Genomic DNA, 16904 nt, shown 5'->3' on the forward strand with positions numbered 1-16904 from the left:
GTGTTTGATATCGGTTTTTGGGAGTTACTTCTTATCGCGGTAGTCGCACTCGTCGTTGTCGGCCCAGACAGACTGCCACGCTTGGCAAGAATTACCGGTTTATGGCTTGGCCGTGCCAGTGCACAACTACAGTCAATCAAAAATGAAATTTCTGCTGAGTTACGTGCTGAAGAGCTAAAACAAGCTTTGCGTAAACCTGAGGATATGCCCGATCTGAATGAAAAAATTGATTTAGATCAGCCAGCAAAAAAAGAATCTAAACGAACAAACAACGACTCAGCAGAAGATAACGATGCAAAACGCTGATCAACAACCACTCATTTCCCATCTGGTTGAGCTACGTGATCGGTTATTGCGTGGCATTTTGGCCATTTTACTGATTGCTGTTTGTTTACTGCCATTCGCCAACGATTTGTATCTGCTGCTATCTGATCCATTACTCAAACACCTGCCTGAAACCAGCAGCATGATTGCGACCGAAGTGGCATCGCCATTTCTAGCACCATTCAAGCTGACCTTAAGCACCGCTATTTTGTTGTCTATGCCCGTCCTGCTTTATCAGCTCTGGTCATTTATCGCGCCAGGCTTATATCAACATGAAAAACGCATAGTTTTTCCATTGATGTTCGCAAGTACCGTCCTATTTGTCCTGGGTATTTTGTTTGCTTATTTTGTGGTGTTTCCACTGATGTTTGGTTTTTTAACCCAAGCCGCACCAGAGGGTGTCGCGGTAATGACTGATATCAGCCATTACCTTAATTTCGTTTTAAAACTATTTTTTGCCTTTGGTTTTGCATTTGAAGTGCCGATCGTAACGCTATTGCTCATATGGACAGGAATTACAACTAGACACAGCCTCAAAGAAAAACGGCCTTACGTTATCGTTGGTGCCTTTGTTATAGGCATGCTTCTGACACCACCAGATGTGATTTCTCAAAGCCTTTTGGCGCTACCTATGTGGCTGCTATTTGAATTAGGTTTGTTTTGTGCTCGGTTTCTACCGAAAAAAAACGAAGAGACTGAGTCGTCAGAAACAGAAGACGGCGACTAACTCGAGTAGCGCATTCGCGTACCATGCTGTAGTGAGAGCGTTATTTCTTCAGGGCTAAGTTCTTTGGGGAAGTAAACACCTGAAATTTTAGCGCCATGAATGCTTGCGCCTTCCAGACCCTTACAACCTCTAAAATCGATGCCCCTAAGATCTGCCTGTCTCAAATAAGCATTCGAGAGATCCAGCTTGTCAGCATTAAGTCCTTGAAGGTTCATATGTCTGAAATCACAACCGGTGAGATCTGCTACCTCGCCAGCAGCAACACGCTGGTTAAACTGTTCAATCTGTCCATCACGTAACAGACGGTACAATGGATCGTGCGAAATAATCGGTGCTGCCATACTGTTTACGCCGTCAAGTCGATAGTGCCGCCTGGGTTATCAGGATTAAATCCTGACGCCACAGCTTCTTCACTAGCATTAACCACCAGGGCATTACTCAAGGCTGTTGGTCCCTGTTCTTGAGATAGCGTGGTATTACTGGTTTCTTCTACTTGTTGATTTTGTGTTTGCTGTCCCACTTGACGATCATCGTTGTTAAGTGGATTGGTCAAAGTAGGTTGGCCAGCAAAAGGGGCAATACCTGGAATTTCCATAATAAACTCCTTAATAACGTTTTCACGTCTTAGTAAATTTATCTTAACACCAAATTCAGTTAAATACTGCAACATACGTTGATAAGAAAAATCCTTTCACTCTCATAACTTAGCACTAGTATCACGGAAATTTTGTGATATTGTTGGCTTAGACCTTAATGTTTAAGGATTAACGTTGATGTGCCTGTTCAATCGCTTGTTATGGGCCTTTGGAACCAGCTTCATTCTCATCAGCAGTCTGCTAGTAATGAGTTGTAAGCCGGCAAATGAGCCCACACTAAAAGTTGGCAATATTCCATGGGCTGGCTACGAGGTTCTCCATCTTGCTCGCGCTTTAGATTTATACCCTGAAGATCGAATCAAACTGATTGAACTTAGCTCTTCTACGGAAACCTTGCGAGCGCTACGTCATGGACAGCTGGATGTTGGCGCTTTGACTTTAGACGAAGTGTTACGACTCTCTGAACAGATAGACGATTTACAGATCCTATTAATTACAGATATCTCAAATGGTGCTGACAAAATTATTGGCGGCCCCAACGTCAACAAACTCAGTGATCTGAAGGGTAAACGCATCGGCGTCGAAGAAGGTGCCGTCGGTGCCTATCTATTATTCCAAGCACTGCAAAAAGCAGAGCTTACAGTGGATGATATTACGGTCGTTCCCTCTACGGTTAACCAACACTTTTCATTGATGCAAAAACGTCAGATTGATGCGGTTGTTACCTTTGACCCAACAGGCTACAAATTACAAGAACTAGGCTACAAACTTCTGATTGACAGCCAACACATAGACAGCAAAATCATGGATGTTTTGGTCGCTCGAAAAAGTGTTTTACAAACGCATCCTGAGTCACTTCAATTACTCATCGATAATTATTGGCCAGCACTAGACTATTTAAAACAACACCCCAAAGAAGCCCACTCCATTATTGCCCCCAGACTTGGCGTTAGCGTTAGCCAATTAGGAAGTTTATACCAACAACTTATCCTGCCAGATAAGCAGGAGAGCCAGCGTATTATGGAAACCGCTTTACCAAGCTATATTCAGCAAACTGGGGAGTTTTTGTTGCAGCAAGGGTTATTAACCCAAATTCCAGATAGTCCTTCATTGCTGCCAAACTATGAATAAACCGTCACCTATTGATACGTTCCGGTTAGCGTTATGGATCCCGACTATTGTCGTGGTGATGTTTTTAATTATTTCCGGTTTTCAGGCACGTTATGAATACAAAGAACGCATCGAGTTAATAACTGAAAATGCACAAACACATCTCTATGAGAGCGCATTACAGCTTGCCCATACACTCGAGTATGCGCTCGCTAATCAACAGTTAGAACAAGTTCAAAGTGCTATTTCAGGTTTTGTTCTCGGTGACAGTGCACAACTTGCCGTATTAGTGAATAGTGAAGGGCGGGTAAGTTATAGCTCTCAATTTGCATGGAAACATCTTGCTGCTGAAGATATTTTTGATTCGACCCAACGTGACTTATTGGCTAACAGCAATAATTTTCATGACATTCAACAGTATGCCGATGATGGACGCTTATTAGTTGCTGTTCCTCTTAATTTAACCGAAAAGCCATTACTCACCTCAAATCACCACCCACCTGTTCTCATTTTAGAAAGTGATGTCAGTCACCAACTAGCGCAAGCTGGTCATCAATCTATACAGCAAACGTTGCCTTCCTTATTTCTATTTTTATTGGCAACCCTATTATTTATTACCATCATTCAGTCCATAGCTGTAAAGCCGATTCAGGTTTTAAAAGGACTCGCTAAACAGCTCCATCAGCAAAATTTTGACCTGCATAATCCATTAAGAGGTAACACTGAGCAAACCGCGGTTGGTGATGTGCTGGTGAATACCGGCAAGCAACTCAAACAATATATTGCTGACGTCACTGATCGTGAACAACGCTTACACATCACATTGCAATCCATCGGTGATGCCGTGATTGTGACTGATGCTAATGGCCTTATCACACGCATTAACCCTGTTGCTTGTCGATTAACAGGTTGGACAGAAGGCCAAGCTCTCGGCCAATCATTGATGAGTGTGTTTGATATATACAACGCCAATAACAATGAACCTATCGAGAATCCTGTTAGCAAAGTTCTTGAAACTGGCGATGTTGTTGAGCTCAGCAACAGTACTTTGCTATTAGCTCGAGATGGCACCAGATACCATATTTCTGATAGTGCCGCGCCTATTCGCTCAACAGCAGAACCTGATGCGCCTATTCTTGGAGTGATATTGGTTTTTCAAGATGTCTCAAAACAATATCAACTTCGCCAAGAGCTCAAACAATCGGTCGACTTTTTACAGAGCATGCTACGTGTTAGCCCAAGTGTGACTTATGTATTAGATATTCTGCCTGGCCCTGTATTTCGCCTTAGTTATGTCACAGAATCCGTAGAAGGGATTACGGGTATTAGTGCTGACTTTTGGTTAAAAAATCCCCACAACTGGCAACAACATATTCACCCGGAAGATGCCGCTCAGGTCATGGAAACCCTGCAACGAGCGTTGAATAACGATAAACCTGTCAGTAATAGATTCCGTTTTAAACATAAAGATGGTCATTATCTATATGTTCAAGACTGCTTAAGTGCCAGTCAAACGCAAGAGGGTATGACGCAAATCGTTGGTGTGGTTCTAGACACTAGTGAGCAACAGCACATGCTGGCTGAGAATATGTTGCTTGGGGATATTCTTGAACGCTCGCTTAATGAAATTTATATCGTTGATGCAGAAACGATGCTATTTACTCGCGTTAATCAAGGAGCAAGAAAAAATCTTGGTTATAGCATGGAAGAACTCCAAACCATGACGCCGTTGGATATAACGCGTGATATTTCACATGAACAGATGTTGGAGATTCTTGAACCACTTACCTCTCAAGAACAACCTAGACTACAGTTTGAAGCCCAACATTGGCGAAAAGATGGTTCAACTTATCCGGTGAGTGTTTCAATACAATCTGATTTTTATGATGATCGAAAAGTCTATGTCGCCATCATTGATGACATCAGTGAACGAAAACAAACTGAGCAAGCACTTAATCTTGCCAATATGGTGTTCAAAAATAGTAATGAAGGCATCATTATTACCAATGCCGAAAACCGTATTATCCGAGTTAATGCCGCTTTCACCGATATGACCGGTTATGACGAGTCGGAAGTGCTAGAGCAAAATCCAAATTTACTGAAGTCTGGCAAACATGGCCTGCACTTCTACGAAAACCTTTGGGAATCACTAAAACAAGAAGGTCGTTGGTCTGGGGAAATTTATAACCGACGTAAAAACGGTGAAATTTATCTGCAGTGGTTATCTATCACTCAAGTCAATAACCAAGATGGACACTGTCAAAATTTCGTGGCGATCATGTCGGATATCACCAAATATCGCGAAGCTGAGCAACGTATTAACTTTTTAGCCCATCACGATGTACTCACCAAGCTTCCAAACCGTGCTTTACTTAGTGATCGCATTCGTCAGGCAGTAATTACCAATGATCGATATGGGCAAAAACTGGCTTTACTTTATTTAGACCTAGATCGTTTTAAATTTATTAACGACAGTCTTGGGCACGCTGTCGGTGACTTACTACTTATCTCGGTTGCTGAAAAGCTTAAAAAACAAATGCGAGATCAAGACACTGTCTGTCGAACAGGTGGTGATGAATTTATTATTTTGCTACCAGACACCGATGCTGATGGTGCTGCACACGTTGCCCAAAAGCTCATTGAGAAAATGACTGAGCCATTTGAAATTGAAGACAATCAATTATTTATTACGCTTTCAATTGGCATCAGTATTTACCCCGATAATGGTAAAGATCCTGAAACGCTCAATAAACATGCCGATACCGCTATGTATCGCGCTAAACACGCTGGTCGAAACCAATATCAGTTCTTCACAGAAGAAATGCATTCACAGATCATCCATAAACTGGAACTGGAACATGCATTACGTTTTGCCCTAAGCCGTGAACAGCTCTATTTAGCCTACCAACCGCAAGTTGATCTTACGTCCAATAAAATCAGTGGCGCTGAAGTTTTACTTCGCTGGCACTACCCTCCAGTAGGTGACATTTCTCCTTTAGAATTTATTCCTGTCGCCGAAGAGACAGGCATGATTAATCCTATTGGTCACTGGATATTGGACACCGCCATTGGCCAATGTAAAAAATGGTATGACGATGGTCATCAAGATTTAGTTATGGCTATCAACATATCAGCCGTGCAGTTTAATAACCCAATGTTAGTCAGTACCATCGTAGAGCTACTTGAAACGCACAATCTTCCCCCGAAAAACCTCGAGCTAGAAATCACTGAGTCGGTCGCCATGTTTAATATGGATCTCACCATTAAACAAATGCAGGCCATGGCTGCTGCAGGAATTCGGTTATCGTTGGATGACTTTGGAACAGGTTATTCTTCGTTGAGTTATCTGAAAAAATTTCCGATCAATAAACTCAAAATCGATCAAAGCTTTGTTTTTGACATGCTTGATGATCCTGATGATGCCGCGATTGTTGATGCCGTGATAACGCTGGCACATTCACTGGGATTAAAAACACTCGCTGAAGGGGTTGAAACCCATGATCACCTTCTAGCCTTAAAAGAAAAAGGCTGCGATCTCATGCAAGGTTTTTATTTTAGTAAACCGATCTCTGCTGAAGATTTCGAAAACATGTTAGTTGCACAAACTGAAAACAGGTAAAGGAGCCTTTTATGCGCCAACAACAAGTCGATCAAATTGAAGTATTACTTCACTTCAACCTAGACAGTACATTACAAGGAATCAAAATCCATCATGATGCGCGTCAAGGTTTAGTTGATGCAGCCAAACAACTTCATGAATTAGGTCTTATCAGTAACGAAGATGGTGGTTATCTCACCGAACTCGGACATAAAGCCGCTGAACACTTACAACAAGCACTTCGTATTATGAAACCTATCAATTAATACGCTGATAAATTTCAAAACAGTAGTCATACTGGTTTTTACTGTCTGCTTGATGTTTTTCTTGCGACAGTAACTGCCAGTCTGACCAGTTAATCTCAGGAAACCAGGTATCACCCTCAAGTGATGCCTGAACACGTGTTAAATAAAGCTTATCTGCCTTGGGCAACAACTGTTCATACAAAGACGCTCCGCCCATCAACATCACTTCTTCCTCATCAATACACATGTTTAATGCTGAATCAGGATCGGCCGCTAATTCACAACCTTCAGCGGGCTGAAAATCAGCCTGACGAGTCACAACAATGTTTCGTCTTCCAGGTAAGGCTCTACCAATCGACTCATGCGTATTACGGCCCATGATCAACGGTTTGCCCATCGTAGTACGTTTAAAAAACTGTAAGTCCGCAGATAACCGCCAAGGCAAGTCATTATCACGACCTATTAATCGATTTTCATCCATCGCAACAATTATCGATAACATTTTCATCCCCTAAAACAGCTGCGACAGCATAACAGTTATACACCGCTGGCAAAGCTTTCACCTGTTTACAAAAGTGTTAAACCAACATTTTCAAACAACGATAAGCTTAAATTCCAGATCATCACTAAATTAAATTTAATATTTAAATTCAAACACTTAAACAAAAATCCAATATTGCATAAAGTCTGTACAAGATCGGTATGGTTGGTAGAACATTAGGGATCATAACCTGTGGATAAAATTCCCTGTGGATAACTCACATAATTATCCACAAGCAATCAATGTCGCAAAACGAAAGTTACCCACAGGTAAAATAGCTGTTAAGTTGTTAATTTAAATCAGCTAAACAAATTTATCCCAATATTCACAGGCATAAAACATTAACATCATAAAACTCTTTCTATCTCTTTACTTGTATTGATTAATGTCTTGCATCATCGAAATTGCCATCAATTGTCCGCTTAGACAAACATTCGACTATTTGTCTGATGAACAACCAGATGTCTGGCAAAAAGGCATGAGAGCCAAAGTGCCTTTTGGCAGCAAGCAAGTCATCGGTATCGTGACCGATATCAAAATGGAAGAAACTCAAGATCGAAAATTAAAAACCATCACCGAGCGTCTTGATGATTCACCTTGTTTTGATTCGGAACGATTTGAACTCATTCGCTGGATAAGTGCTTATTACCATCATCCTATTGGCGACTGCTTTGCCACGGCCTTGCCAAAAAAAATTCGCCTAGGTGAACCGCTTAGCCCAACCCTTAAAAATGTATGGTCTGCTAAACCCAGCGAAGCGCCGAAATTAGGTCAAAAACAGCAAGCCATTTTGAGTGAGTTGCAAACTTCAGAACGTGGATTGGATGAAACCGAATTAAAAAACCGCTTAGGTAACGTCAAACCCAGTTTGCAAGGGCTTGCTGAAAAAGGTTTAGTTGAGTCACAACAACATGTCGATGTTGAATGGAGTACCGAGAACAAAGAAAAAACTTGGCCTTTAAACCCTGAACAACAAGTCGCTTTTGATGAAATCCATGGCCAATCCGGCCAATTTCAACCATTTTTATTACATGGCATAACCGGAAGTGGCAAAACCGAAGTCTATTTGGCCTTAGCGAGAGAACAAATAAAACTTGGCAAACAAGTACTTATTTTGATTCCTGAAATAAGTCTGAGTGGTCAATTTGTTAATCGTTTTAAAGCCGGCATCACTGGAAGAGTGGTACTTAGTCACTCTGCCATTAACGATAATCAACGAAAACAAGCTTGGTCATTAGCCCAAAGTGGTGAAGCTGATGTCATTATCGGAACAAGATCAGCCGTATTTATGCCACTAAAACGGCCTGGCTTAATGATTATTGATGAGGAACACGACGGCGCTTTTAAACAACAAGATGGACTTCGTTATCACGCCAAAAATGTTTTATTGATGCGTGCCAAAAACGTCAATGTACCCGTCGTAATGGGAAGTGCCACACCCTCGTTAGAAAGTCTTTATCAAGTTCAGCAAAACCGTTATCGATTGTTAACGTTAAAACAACGTGCTGGTAACGCTCGTTTACCCAATATGTCGTTGATTGATTTAAGTTTGCAACCTCAAGCTGTCATCAGTAGAGAACTACAAGAAAAAATCGCCAATCATTTAGCTAAACAACAACAAGTTTTGTTGTTTATAAATCGACGTGGCTTTGCTCCGGTTTTGATGTGTCATAGCTGTGAATGGCAAGCAACATGTCGAAGCTGTGATGCAAAACTGGTTGTGCATCAACACAAAAATCAATTGTTTTGTCATCACTGCGGTCTCATTCAACGACTTCCAGAATCATGTCCCGAATGTGACAGTACTGATCTCAATACCTATGGCGCTGGTACCGAAAAAATCAGTCAAATGGTGCAAGGCTTATTTCCCGATACGCCGGTATATCGAATCGATCGTGACACAACACAAAAAGTAAATGCCTTTGATGATTTATTTGAGCCGATTCGAAATGGCCAATCCGCTATTTTGGTTGGTACCCAAATGCTGGCAAAAGGGCATGATTTTCATAACGTTACTTTGGTTGGTGTGTTAGATGCTGATCAAGGGTTATTTAGTGCTGATTTTCGGGCAACAGAATATTTAGCCCAAGCCGTTATTCAAGTCACCGGACGTGCGGGACGGGGAGAGCAACAAGGTGAAGTTGTGATACAAACAAGACAAATCAGTCACCCATTCTGGGCTGATGTATTGACTCAAAACTATGGCAAACTAGCCAATGAGTTATTGGCTGAACGCTCTGCAATGCAATTACCACCGGCAAGTTACTGGGCAATTTGGCGCGCAGAATCACCAGTGAATTTTCAAGCGATGGAATTATTGCAATTACTCGCCGATAAGGTGGGTAATCAACACCATGTTCAAGTAATGGGACCTGTTCCTGCGATTATGGAAAAACGTGCTGGTCGTTATCGGGCGCAATTGGTTTTTTCAAGCCAATCTCGAAACGCGTTACATCAATTAATTGATAAACATTTAGCAACAATTAGCAAAGCCAAACTTGCGCGAAAAGTTCGTTGGTCACTGGATATCGATCCGATTGAGCTAATGTAAGCCGTTTTTGGGCTCGGCTAATGATGTTATCAAGGCATTGATCGGTTAGAATGCCTGTTTTTGAAAACATCAAATTGGATGCCACCACTTTTGAAAGCACATCTGATACCTCTGCTAGAAAAAACCGTCGCTACGCTTCAACAGCAACAACAATTACCTGCTGAACTGCCTGTCAGTATCAACCTTGAGCGCAGCAAAGATAAAGCACATGGCGACTTCGCCTGTAATATCGCTATGGTTTTGGCAAAACCAGCCAAAATGAATCCACGACAAATCGCCACATTGATCGTTGAGCAATTGGCTGAAGATGATGTGTTAGCGAAAGCAGAAATTGCAGGCCCTGGCTTTATCAATCTGTTTTTGACTGAAAAGGCAAAATTACAAGTTGTAAATGATGTCATTAGCCAATCTGGCCAGTATGGATTGAGTAAAGTGGGTGCTGGCAAAAAAGTACAAGTTGAGTTTGTTTCAGCCAATCCAACCGGTCCATTACATGTTGGTCATGGCCGTGGTGCAGCTTACGGTAGCGTTGTTAGTAGCCTACTTAAAGCAGTTGGTTTTGATGTTCATCGTGAATATTACGTTAACGATGCGGGTCGCCAAATGGACATTTTGGCCACCAGTGTTTGGTTACGTTATTTAGAGTTATTAGGTGAAAGTTTTACTTTCCCAAGTAATGGTTATCGTGGTGAATATATCCGTGATATCGCAGCTGAACTCCAACAAAAACATGGTGATAGCTTTTTACGTAAAGCCGATGCTGTGTTTGAGGGGGTGCCGACTGATGAACCTCAAGGTGGTGATAAAGAAGCGCATATCGATGGTTTAACCCAACAAGCGAAACAGTTATTGGGTGCAGTAGATTACCGAACCGTTTTTGATATTGGTTTGAATGCGATTTTGGGTGACATTCGTGACGATTTGGCTGAGTTTGGCGCTGAATATGATGAATGGTTCTCTGAGCGTTCATTGGTAGAAAGTGGTGTTGTCGATGAAGCCATTGAAACATTGAAATCAGCCGATATGCTCTATCAAGACAATGGTGCTTGGTGGTTTAGATCAACCGCCTTTGGTGATGAAAAAGATCGTGTTGTTGTCCGCGATAATGGTCAAGCAACTTACTTTGCTTCAGATATTGCTTATCACTTACATAAATATCAGCGTGGTTTTGATCAGATCATAGATATTTGGGGTGCTGACCATCATGGTTATATCCCAAGGGTTAATGCTGCCGTTCAAGCATTAAAGCAAGATGCTGACAAACTCAAAGTCTTATTAGTGCAATTTGCGGTGTTATATCGCGGCACTGAAAAAGTCGGTATGTCGACGCGTAGTGGTGAATTTGTCACCTTACGTGAACTTCGTGAAGAAGTTGGTAATGATGCAGCACGTTTCTTTTACGTGTTACGTAGTGCTGATCAGCATATGGATTTCGATCTGGAATTGGCGAAATCACAAAGTAACGATAACCCTGTCTACTATGTGCAATATGCACACGCACGGGTGTGTAGTGTCTTCAGACAACTCGCTGAGCGTGGTATTGATTGGGATCAAAAAGCCGGTTTTGCCAGCCTTGAACTTCTGTCTACCGATCACGAACAAGCTTTGTTAACGATGTTGGCCCGTTATCCAGAAGTATTGGAATTAGCTGCGATTAATTACACACCACACGTGTTAGCGCATTACTTGATGGACTTAGCCCGTGATTTCCACACTTACTACAATGCATATCAATTTATTAGTGATGATATTGCGTTGACGCAATCACGTTTAACTTTGATTGCTGCAGTCAGACAAGTTATTGCTAATGGTTTAGGTTTAATGGGCGTTTCTGCGCCACAAACAATGTAAGGGGTTCGTGTTGGCTACCAAACGTAATACCCGTAACACGCAAAACCGTCAGCAACAGCAACGCGGCAGTATGCCGTGGGGACCAATGTTGTTGAGTTTTGTGGTTGGTGCTTTTGTGATGTTTTTACTGCATCTAAAAGACAATGTACCGGCTGATGGCTCACAGAAAACAGCACAAGAACAAAAGAAATCATCTGGCATAGAGCCAACATTTGATTTTTACACGTTATTGCCTGAATCTGAAGAAGTTGTCACTAGACCTCAAGCGGATAAAAAAACAATTGTTACTGCACCACCTGAAGAAACCGTTGAGACACAGCCTCAACCAGAACAGCCAAAACAAACGGCCAGTGTTGCGGATACTGAAAGTTATATTATCCAAGTCGGATCATTCAAAAAGCTTTCAGATGCGGATGCTTACCGTGCAAAACTCGCCTTTTTAGGGGTTGAGTCTAAAGTGCAAACGGTGACGATTGACGATAAAGATACTTGGCATCGTGTTCAAATTGGGCCGGTAAATGGTCGGGCTCAGGCTGACGCGATGCAAAAACAATTACGTGAAAATGCGATTGACTCGTTGTTATTGCGAGCCAAACACAGTTAAACGGACTTAAATAGTTAAGTTTTGCTTGAAGCAGCGAGTGGTTGCCCCAAGCTAGTCCGTATTATCCGAGGAATTGCAATATGAGTAATGCAGACACAGCCAACACCTGGCAGGAAGTCGCAAGTCCCTTCTGCGGTATCGCGGCTGACGATTTGGTGATTGAGGTTGATGGTAACCAAATCAAAGTGGTTGAAAATGGCGATGCCATTAACACCCCAGCATTTGAAGCACCTTTAGGTGATATTCAGCCACGAATTAAAGGTGAGCCAGTCACGCTTGAGCAAGCGGTTTCCTATATGGCTGAACAACTGCGCTCCTCCAAACAACCTGTGATTGCTGGTTTAGGTACTGATCTTAATGGCGGTCGTGCTGCTATGGCATTGGCTGATAAAAGTGGTGCCAGTGTCGATAGTCAGTTCTCAGTTGCTGCATTTCGCAATATCTTAGTGTTACAAGACACCGGCTATATGACTACAACCTTAACTGAAGCACGTAATCGTGCCGATGTATTTGTGGTGGTTGGTAGTGATATTGAAAGCTCATTCCCACGCTTTTACGAACGCGTTGTTTGGCCAAAAGAATCCATGTTTGATTTGGATATTAATCAGCGCCAAATCATTTATCTTGGTAAAGCCCCCTCTGGTGATGCTGCTGTTTCGCCAGATGGTCGTAAACCTCAAGTTTTAGCTTGTGATGATACAGATTTACCAGAAGTTTTATCTGTATTACGAGCGTTAATCAAAGGTAAAACAGTTCAAGCACAGCAAGTCGGTGGTATCGCAGTAACTGACTTACAAGCCTTAACAGATACCGTGAAAGCAGCAAATTATTCTGTCTTTACTTGGTCTGGCACCTTACTGAACTACGATCACGCTGAAACCAGTATTCAAATGCTGTCTGAAGCCATTAAAGAACTCAATAAAGACACCCGCAGCAGTGGTTTACCGCTGGGTGGTAAACAAGGTGACACTACCATTAATGCTGTGGCTTCTTGGCAAAGTGGTTATCCAATGCGTAGCAGCTTCCAACGTGGTTACCCAGAATACGATCCGTTCATTTTTAACAGTGAGCGAATGTTGGCAAATGGTGAAGTAGATACCTTGATTTGGGTAAATGCTTTTAATCAAGCAGGTCTTCCACCTAAGAGTCAGGCACAAACATTTGTTTTGGGTCGAAGTGGTATGCAGTTTGAAACTGAGCCGGATGTTTATATTCCCGTGGGTGTACCAGGTATCGATCATGAAGGTCGCACTTTCCGTTGCGATAGTGTCGTCTCTGTACCTTTGAAAAAATTACGCGACAGCGGCTTACCGAGCGTGTTTGATGTGCTCAGTGCAGTCGAACAGGCCCTGTAGGAGAAATTATGCTTTTAAAACTAACAGGTGGACGGATTTACGATCCGGCACATAACGAAGAAAACGTCGTTCGTGACATTTATGTTCGAGATGGTCGTATTGTCGCTAAACCGGCTGATGTTCAAGTCGATAAAGAAATCGATTTGCGTGGCAAGGTCGTGATGGCCGGTGCAATTGATATGCATACGCACATTGGTGGCGGTAAGGTAAATATCGCCCGCACCATGTTGCCAGAAGATCATGCTGAAGAAGTTTATGCACGTACGGAGTTGCTGCGTAGTGGCTGTGGTCATGCTGCACCAAGCACATTAACGACGGGTTATCGTTACGCTGAAATGGGTTATACCGCTGGTTTTGAACCCGCCGTATTACCGATTAATGCTCGCCAAGCACATATGGAAATGCATGACACACCAATCATCGATAAAGGTGGTTATGTCATGTTGGGAAGTGACGACTTCCTGTTACGAATGATGGCAGCCAACCAAGATCAGGAAGCGATTAATAACTACGTTGCTTGGACGATTAACCATGCACAAGCAATTGGTCTGAAAGTTGTTAACCCGGGTGGCATCAACGCATTCAAATTTAATCAGCGTAAGCTGGATTTGGATGAAAAAAATGAATTTTATGGCGTCACACCGCGCGATATTTTGCATCGCCTATCAACAGCCGTAAAAGAAATCGGTGTTCCACATCCATTACATGTTCATGGCTGTAACTTAGGTGTACCAGGCAATATGCAGACAACTTTGGATACCATCCAAGGTGCTGAAGGTTTGCCGATGCACTTAACGCATATTCAGTTCCATAGTTATGGCACTGAAGGCGATTTCAAATTCTCTTCTGGTGCGGCAGAAATTGCTGAAGCCATTAACAAAAATAAAAACATCACCGTCGACGTTGGTCAGATCTTATTTGGTCAAACCGTTACGGCTTCTGGCGACAATATGCGTCAGTTTGCTGGTGCACCGCATTCACATCCAGACAAATGGGTTTGTATGGATATTGAGTGTGATGCCGGTTGTGGTGTTGTGCCATTTAAGTACAAAGACCAAAGCTATGTGAACGCATTGCAATGGATGATTGGTTTGGAAACCTTCCTGTTGGTTGATGATCCATGGCGGATTTTCTTAACCACAGATCATCCAAATGGTGCGCCATTTACCAGTTATCCACATCTTATCAAATTGCTGATGGATCGTACGTTCCGCAACAATATGCTGGAAAGACTGCATCCAGAAGCACAGAAAGCGACACATCTGGCATCAATTGAGCGTGAATACTCGCTATACGAAATTGCCATCATGACACGTGCTGGTGCGGCTAGATTGGTTGGTTTAGCTGATCGTGGTCATCTGGGTGTTGGTGCGGCGGCTGATATTACGGTTTATACCGATCATGACGATCGTGAAAAAATGTTCGCCACGCCAGACTATGTCTTTAAAGATGGTGAAATGGTTGTTCGTGATGGTGAGGTTCAGAAAGTCACCTGGGGTACGACACACGTGGTCAAACCTGAATACGATGTCAGTATTGAAAAACCATTAAAACAGTACTTTGACAGATACCACACCATGAACCTGAGTAACTTCAAAATCAGCAATGATGAAATCGTTGATGATGGTCGCGGCAGCTTAACAATCCAGCCGCTGCATAAAGGAGGCAAGCTGTGATTATCAATGGTGTAAGCATCGACGAAACCTTCGCGGAAGCGTTTCCGATGAAAGGCACGCGCATTATTATTACGGCGCAAAACCTCGAGTGGGCCATGAATTCAGCGGTGGCATTTACGGGTTTTGCGACCTCCGTTATTGCATGTGGTTGTGAGGCATCTATCGAACGGACAATGTCACCAGAAGAAACCCCTGATGGTCGTCCCGGTGTGGCATGTCTGATTTTTGCAATGGGTGGTAAAGGCTTGGCAAAGCAAGTTGAAACCCGTGCAGGACAATGTGTACTAACGGCACCAACAACCGCTTTGTTTTCAGGTATTGAAGGCGAAGAGGGTAAGAATATTGCCCTAGGTAAAAACCTACGTTTCTTTGGTGACGGTTTCCAGATTTCGAAAATGATTGATGGTGAACGTTACTGGCGCATTCCTGTGATGGATGGTGAATTCCTGACCCAAGAAAATACCGGCGTAGTTTCAGCTGTGGGTGGTGGTAACTTCTTAATCTTGGCTGAATCTCAGCCTCAAGCGTTAGCCGCTTGCGAAGCAGCAATCAAAGCGATGAAACAAATCCCGAATGTGATCATGCCATTCCCGGGTGGGGTGGTGCGTTCTGGTTCGAAAGTCGGCTCAAAATATAAAGCCTTGAGTGCCTCAACCAACGATGCATTTTGCCCGACGCTAAAAGGTCAAACTAAGAGTGAGTGCTCACCAGAAGTTGAGTCAGTCATGGAAATCGTTATTGATGGTTTGAGCAAAGAAGATATCGATAAAGCGATGCGTGTAGGTATCCAAGCAGCCTGTGACTTAGGTGCTGAAAATGGTATTCGTCGTATCAGTGCCGGTAACTATGGCGGTAAATTAGGACCGTTCCACTTTCATTTGCGGGAGATCATGGCATGAGTTCGCTGACGTTATCTTTAAAAGCCGAGTTAGCACAGCGTGTTGATTGCTCGCCATTAACCGCGGATAAACTGGCTGGTAAATCGGCTCAAGAGATTGGTGAGTTAACTCTAGTCTCTGGTCGTGTCGCCGTTAAAGTTGCTGAGTTATTCACGATTAGTGGTGATGATGTAACAGATATTCGCTTTGAAAATAGCAGCGCCAAATTAGATCGCATTGGTCATGGTATGTCACAAGGCAGTATCACGATTGATGGTGATGCCGGTGCATATCTTGGTCAGTTCATGACGGGCGGCAGTATTGTCGTTAATGGCAATACCTTTATTTACACAGGTTGTGAAATGAAGGGCGGCCAAATCAAAGTGAACGGTAATACCGGTGATTTTGTTGGTGGCGCACGTGTCGGTTACAAAAACGGTATGACCGGCGGCACGATTATCATCACAGGTAATAGTGGTGCACGTACCGGTGATCATATGCGTCGTGGCATGATTCTGATTGAAGGTGATGCCGGTGAGTACTGTGGTTCACGGATGGTTTCAGGCACGATTGCTGTGCAGGGTCAGGTTGGCAAACATTTAGGTTATGCCATGAAGCGTGGCACCTTGTTGTTAAGCCAGATGCCAAAACAAGGTATTTCAGCAAACTTTAATGATTGTGGTGCGCATACTTTGGCGTTTTTACCACTGTTATTTAAAGCTTTTAAAAAGCTCGACAGTACCTTTGCCAAGGTTGAACCATTTTCTCGAGTTCAACGTTACGCAGGTGATATCGGTGGTATCGGCATGGGTGAGATCCTGGTCAAACTGTGATTTACAAATGCGGTT

Annotated in this window: 15 protein-coding genes; 12 read left to right on the forward strand and 3 right to left on the reverse strand. The window is 42.9% G+C overall.

Features of this window, described 5'->3' with window-relative positions; all coding sequences use genetic code 11:
- On the forward strand, positions 1-306 hold the full coding sequence (gene tatB / locus OMP94_RS05610; RefSeq protein ID WP_266277039.1) for a Sec-independent protein translocase protein TatB: 306 nt from the start codon (positions 1-3) through the stop codon (positions 304-306).
- Entirely contained in the window at positions 293-1051 is a 759-nt protein-coding gene (tatC, locus tag OMP94_RS05615; RefSeq protein ID WP_266277041.1) for a twin-arginine translocase subunit TatC, read from the forward strand. The genes tatB and tatC overlap by 14 nt, the downstream gene beginning before the upstream one ends.
- Here tatC and OMP94_RS05620 read toward each other — a convergent pair.
- Together OMP94_RS05620 and OMP94_RS05625 are read right to left on the reverse strand one after the other, a co-directional pair.
- A complete protein-coding gene (locus OMP94_RS05620; RefSeq protein WP_266277043.1) occupies positions 1048-1392 on the reverse strand; it encodes a pentapeptide repeat-containing protein in 345 nt (114 codons plus the stop codon). The genes tatC and OMP94_RS05620 overlap by 4 nt on opposite strands.
- A gap of 5 nt (positions 1393-1397) precedes the next feature.
- On the reverse strand, positions 1398-1646 hold the full coding sequence (locus OMP94_RS05625; RefSeq protein ID WP_266277045.1) for a hypothetical protein: 249 nt from the start codon (positions 1644-1646) through the stop codon (positions 1398-1400).
- 247 nt (positions 1647-1893) lie between these two features.
- Here OMP94_RS05625 and OMP94_RS05630 point away from each other — a divergent pair, with 247 nt between their 5' ends.
- Genes OMP94_RS05630 through OMP94_RS05640 form a run of 3 tightly spaced genes read left to right on the forward strand, consistent with a single transcriptional unit; the run spans position 1894 to position 6621 of the window.
- Positions 1894-2778, forward strand: coding sequence for an ABC transporter substrate-binding protein (locus tag OMP94_RS05630; RefSeq protein WP_266277047.1), 885 nt, complete (start codon positions 1894-1896; stop codon positions 2776-2778).
- Complete coding sequence (locus OMP94_RS05635) at positions 2771-6376, forward strand: EAL and GGDEF domain-containing protein (protein ID WP_266277050.1); 3606 nt, start codon at positions 2771-2773, stop codon at positions 6374-6376. The genes OMP94_RS05630 and OMP94_RS05635 overlap by 8 nt, the downstream gene beginning before the upstream one ends.
- A gap of 11 nt (positions 6377-6387) precedes the next feature.
- The gene (locus OMP94_RS05640) at positions 6388-6621 is read left to right on the forward strand and encodes a TIGR02647 family protein (RefSeq protein ID WP_266277052.1); all 234 of its coding nucleotides are present in this window, start codon (positions 6388-6390) and stop codon (positions 6619-6621) included.
- On the opposite strand, the gene folA is transcribed toward OMP94_RS05640, so the two are convergent.
- On the reverse strand, positions 6614-7102 hold the full coding sequence (gene folA, locus OMP94_RS05645) for a type 3 dihydrofolate reductase (protein WP_266277054.1): 489 nt from the start codon (positions 7100-7102) through the stop codon (positions 6614-6616). The genes OMP94_RS05640 and folA overlap by 8 nt on opposite strands.
- A 424-nt stretch (positions 7103-7526) precedes the next feature.
- On the opposite strand from folA, the gene OMP94_RS05650 reads away from it, so the two are divergent.
- From OMP94_RS05650 to OMP94_RS05680, 7 genes are all read left to right on the forward strand, one after another.
- The gene (locus OMP94_RS05650; RefSeq protein ID WP_266277056.1) at positions 7527-9692 is read left to right on the forward strand and encodes a primosomal protein N'; all 2166 of its coding nucleotides are present in this window, start codon (positions 7527-7529) and stop codon (positions 9690-9692) included.
- A 90-nt stretch (positions 9693-9782) separates the two neighbouring features.
- Positions 9783-11543: an arginine--tRNA ligase gene (gene argS / locus OMP94_RS05655; protein ID WP_416240448.1), complete on the forward strand. Its 1761-nt coding sequence runs from the start codon at positions 9783-9785 to the stop codon at positions 11541-11543.
- Positions 11544-11550: 7 nt separating this feature from the next.
- Positions 11551-12147, forward strand: a complete 597-nt coding sequence (locus tag OMP94_RS05660; protein WP_266277058.1) for an SPOR domain-containing protein — start codon at positions 11551-11553, stop codon at positions 12145-12147.
- An 80-nt stretch (positions 12148-12227) separates the two neighbouring features.
- Positions 12228-13502, forward strand: a complete 1275-nt coding sequence (locus OMP94_RS05665; protein ID WP_266277060.1) for a formylmethanofuran dehydrogenase subunit B — start codon at positions 12228-12230, stop codon at positions 13500-13502.
- An 8-nt stretch (positions 13503-13510) separates the two neighbouring features.
- The gene (locus tag OMP94_RS05670) at positions 13511-15178 is read left to right on the forward strand and encodes a formylmethanofuran dehydrogenase subunit A (protein WP_266277062.1); all 1668 of its coding nucleotides are present in this window, start codon (positions 13511-13513) and stop codon (positions 15176-15178) included.
- Positions 15175-16077 (forward strand): formylmethanofuran--tetrahydromethanopterin N-formyltransferase, encoded by a 903-nt coding sequence (fhcD, locus tag OMP94_RS05675; protein ID WP_266277064.1) that lies wholly within the window; start codon positions 15175-15177, stop codon positions 16075-16077. Before OMP94_RS05670 ends, fhcD begins: the two co-directional genes overlap by 4 nt.
- The gene (locus tag OMP94_RS05680) at positions 16074-16889 is read left to right on the forward strand and encodes a formylmethanofuran dehydrogenase subunit C (RefSeq protein ID WP_266277066.1); all 816 of its coding nucleotides are present in this window, start codon (positions 16074-16076) and stop codon (positions 16887-16889) included. Before fhcD ends, OMP94_RS05680 begins: the two co-directional genes overlap by 4 nt.
- The last annotated feature ends 15 nt before the right edge of the window (positions 16890-16904 follow it).

This window comes from Methylophaga sp. OBS3 (genome assembly GCF_026319325.1).
In the GTDB taxonomy this organism is placed as follows: domain Bacteria; phylum Pseudomonadota; class Gammaproteobacteria; order Nitrosococcales; family Methylophagaceae; genus Methylophaga.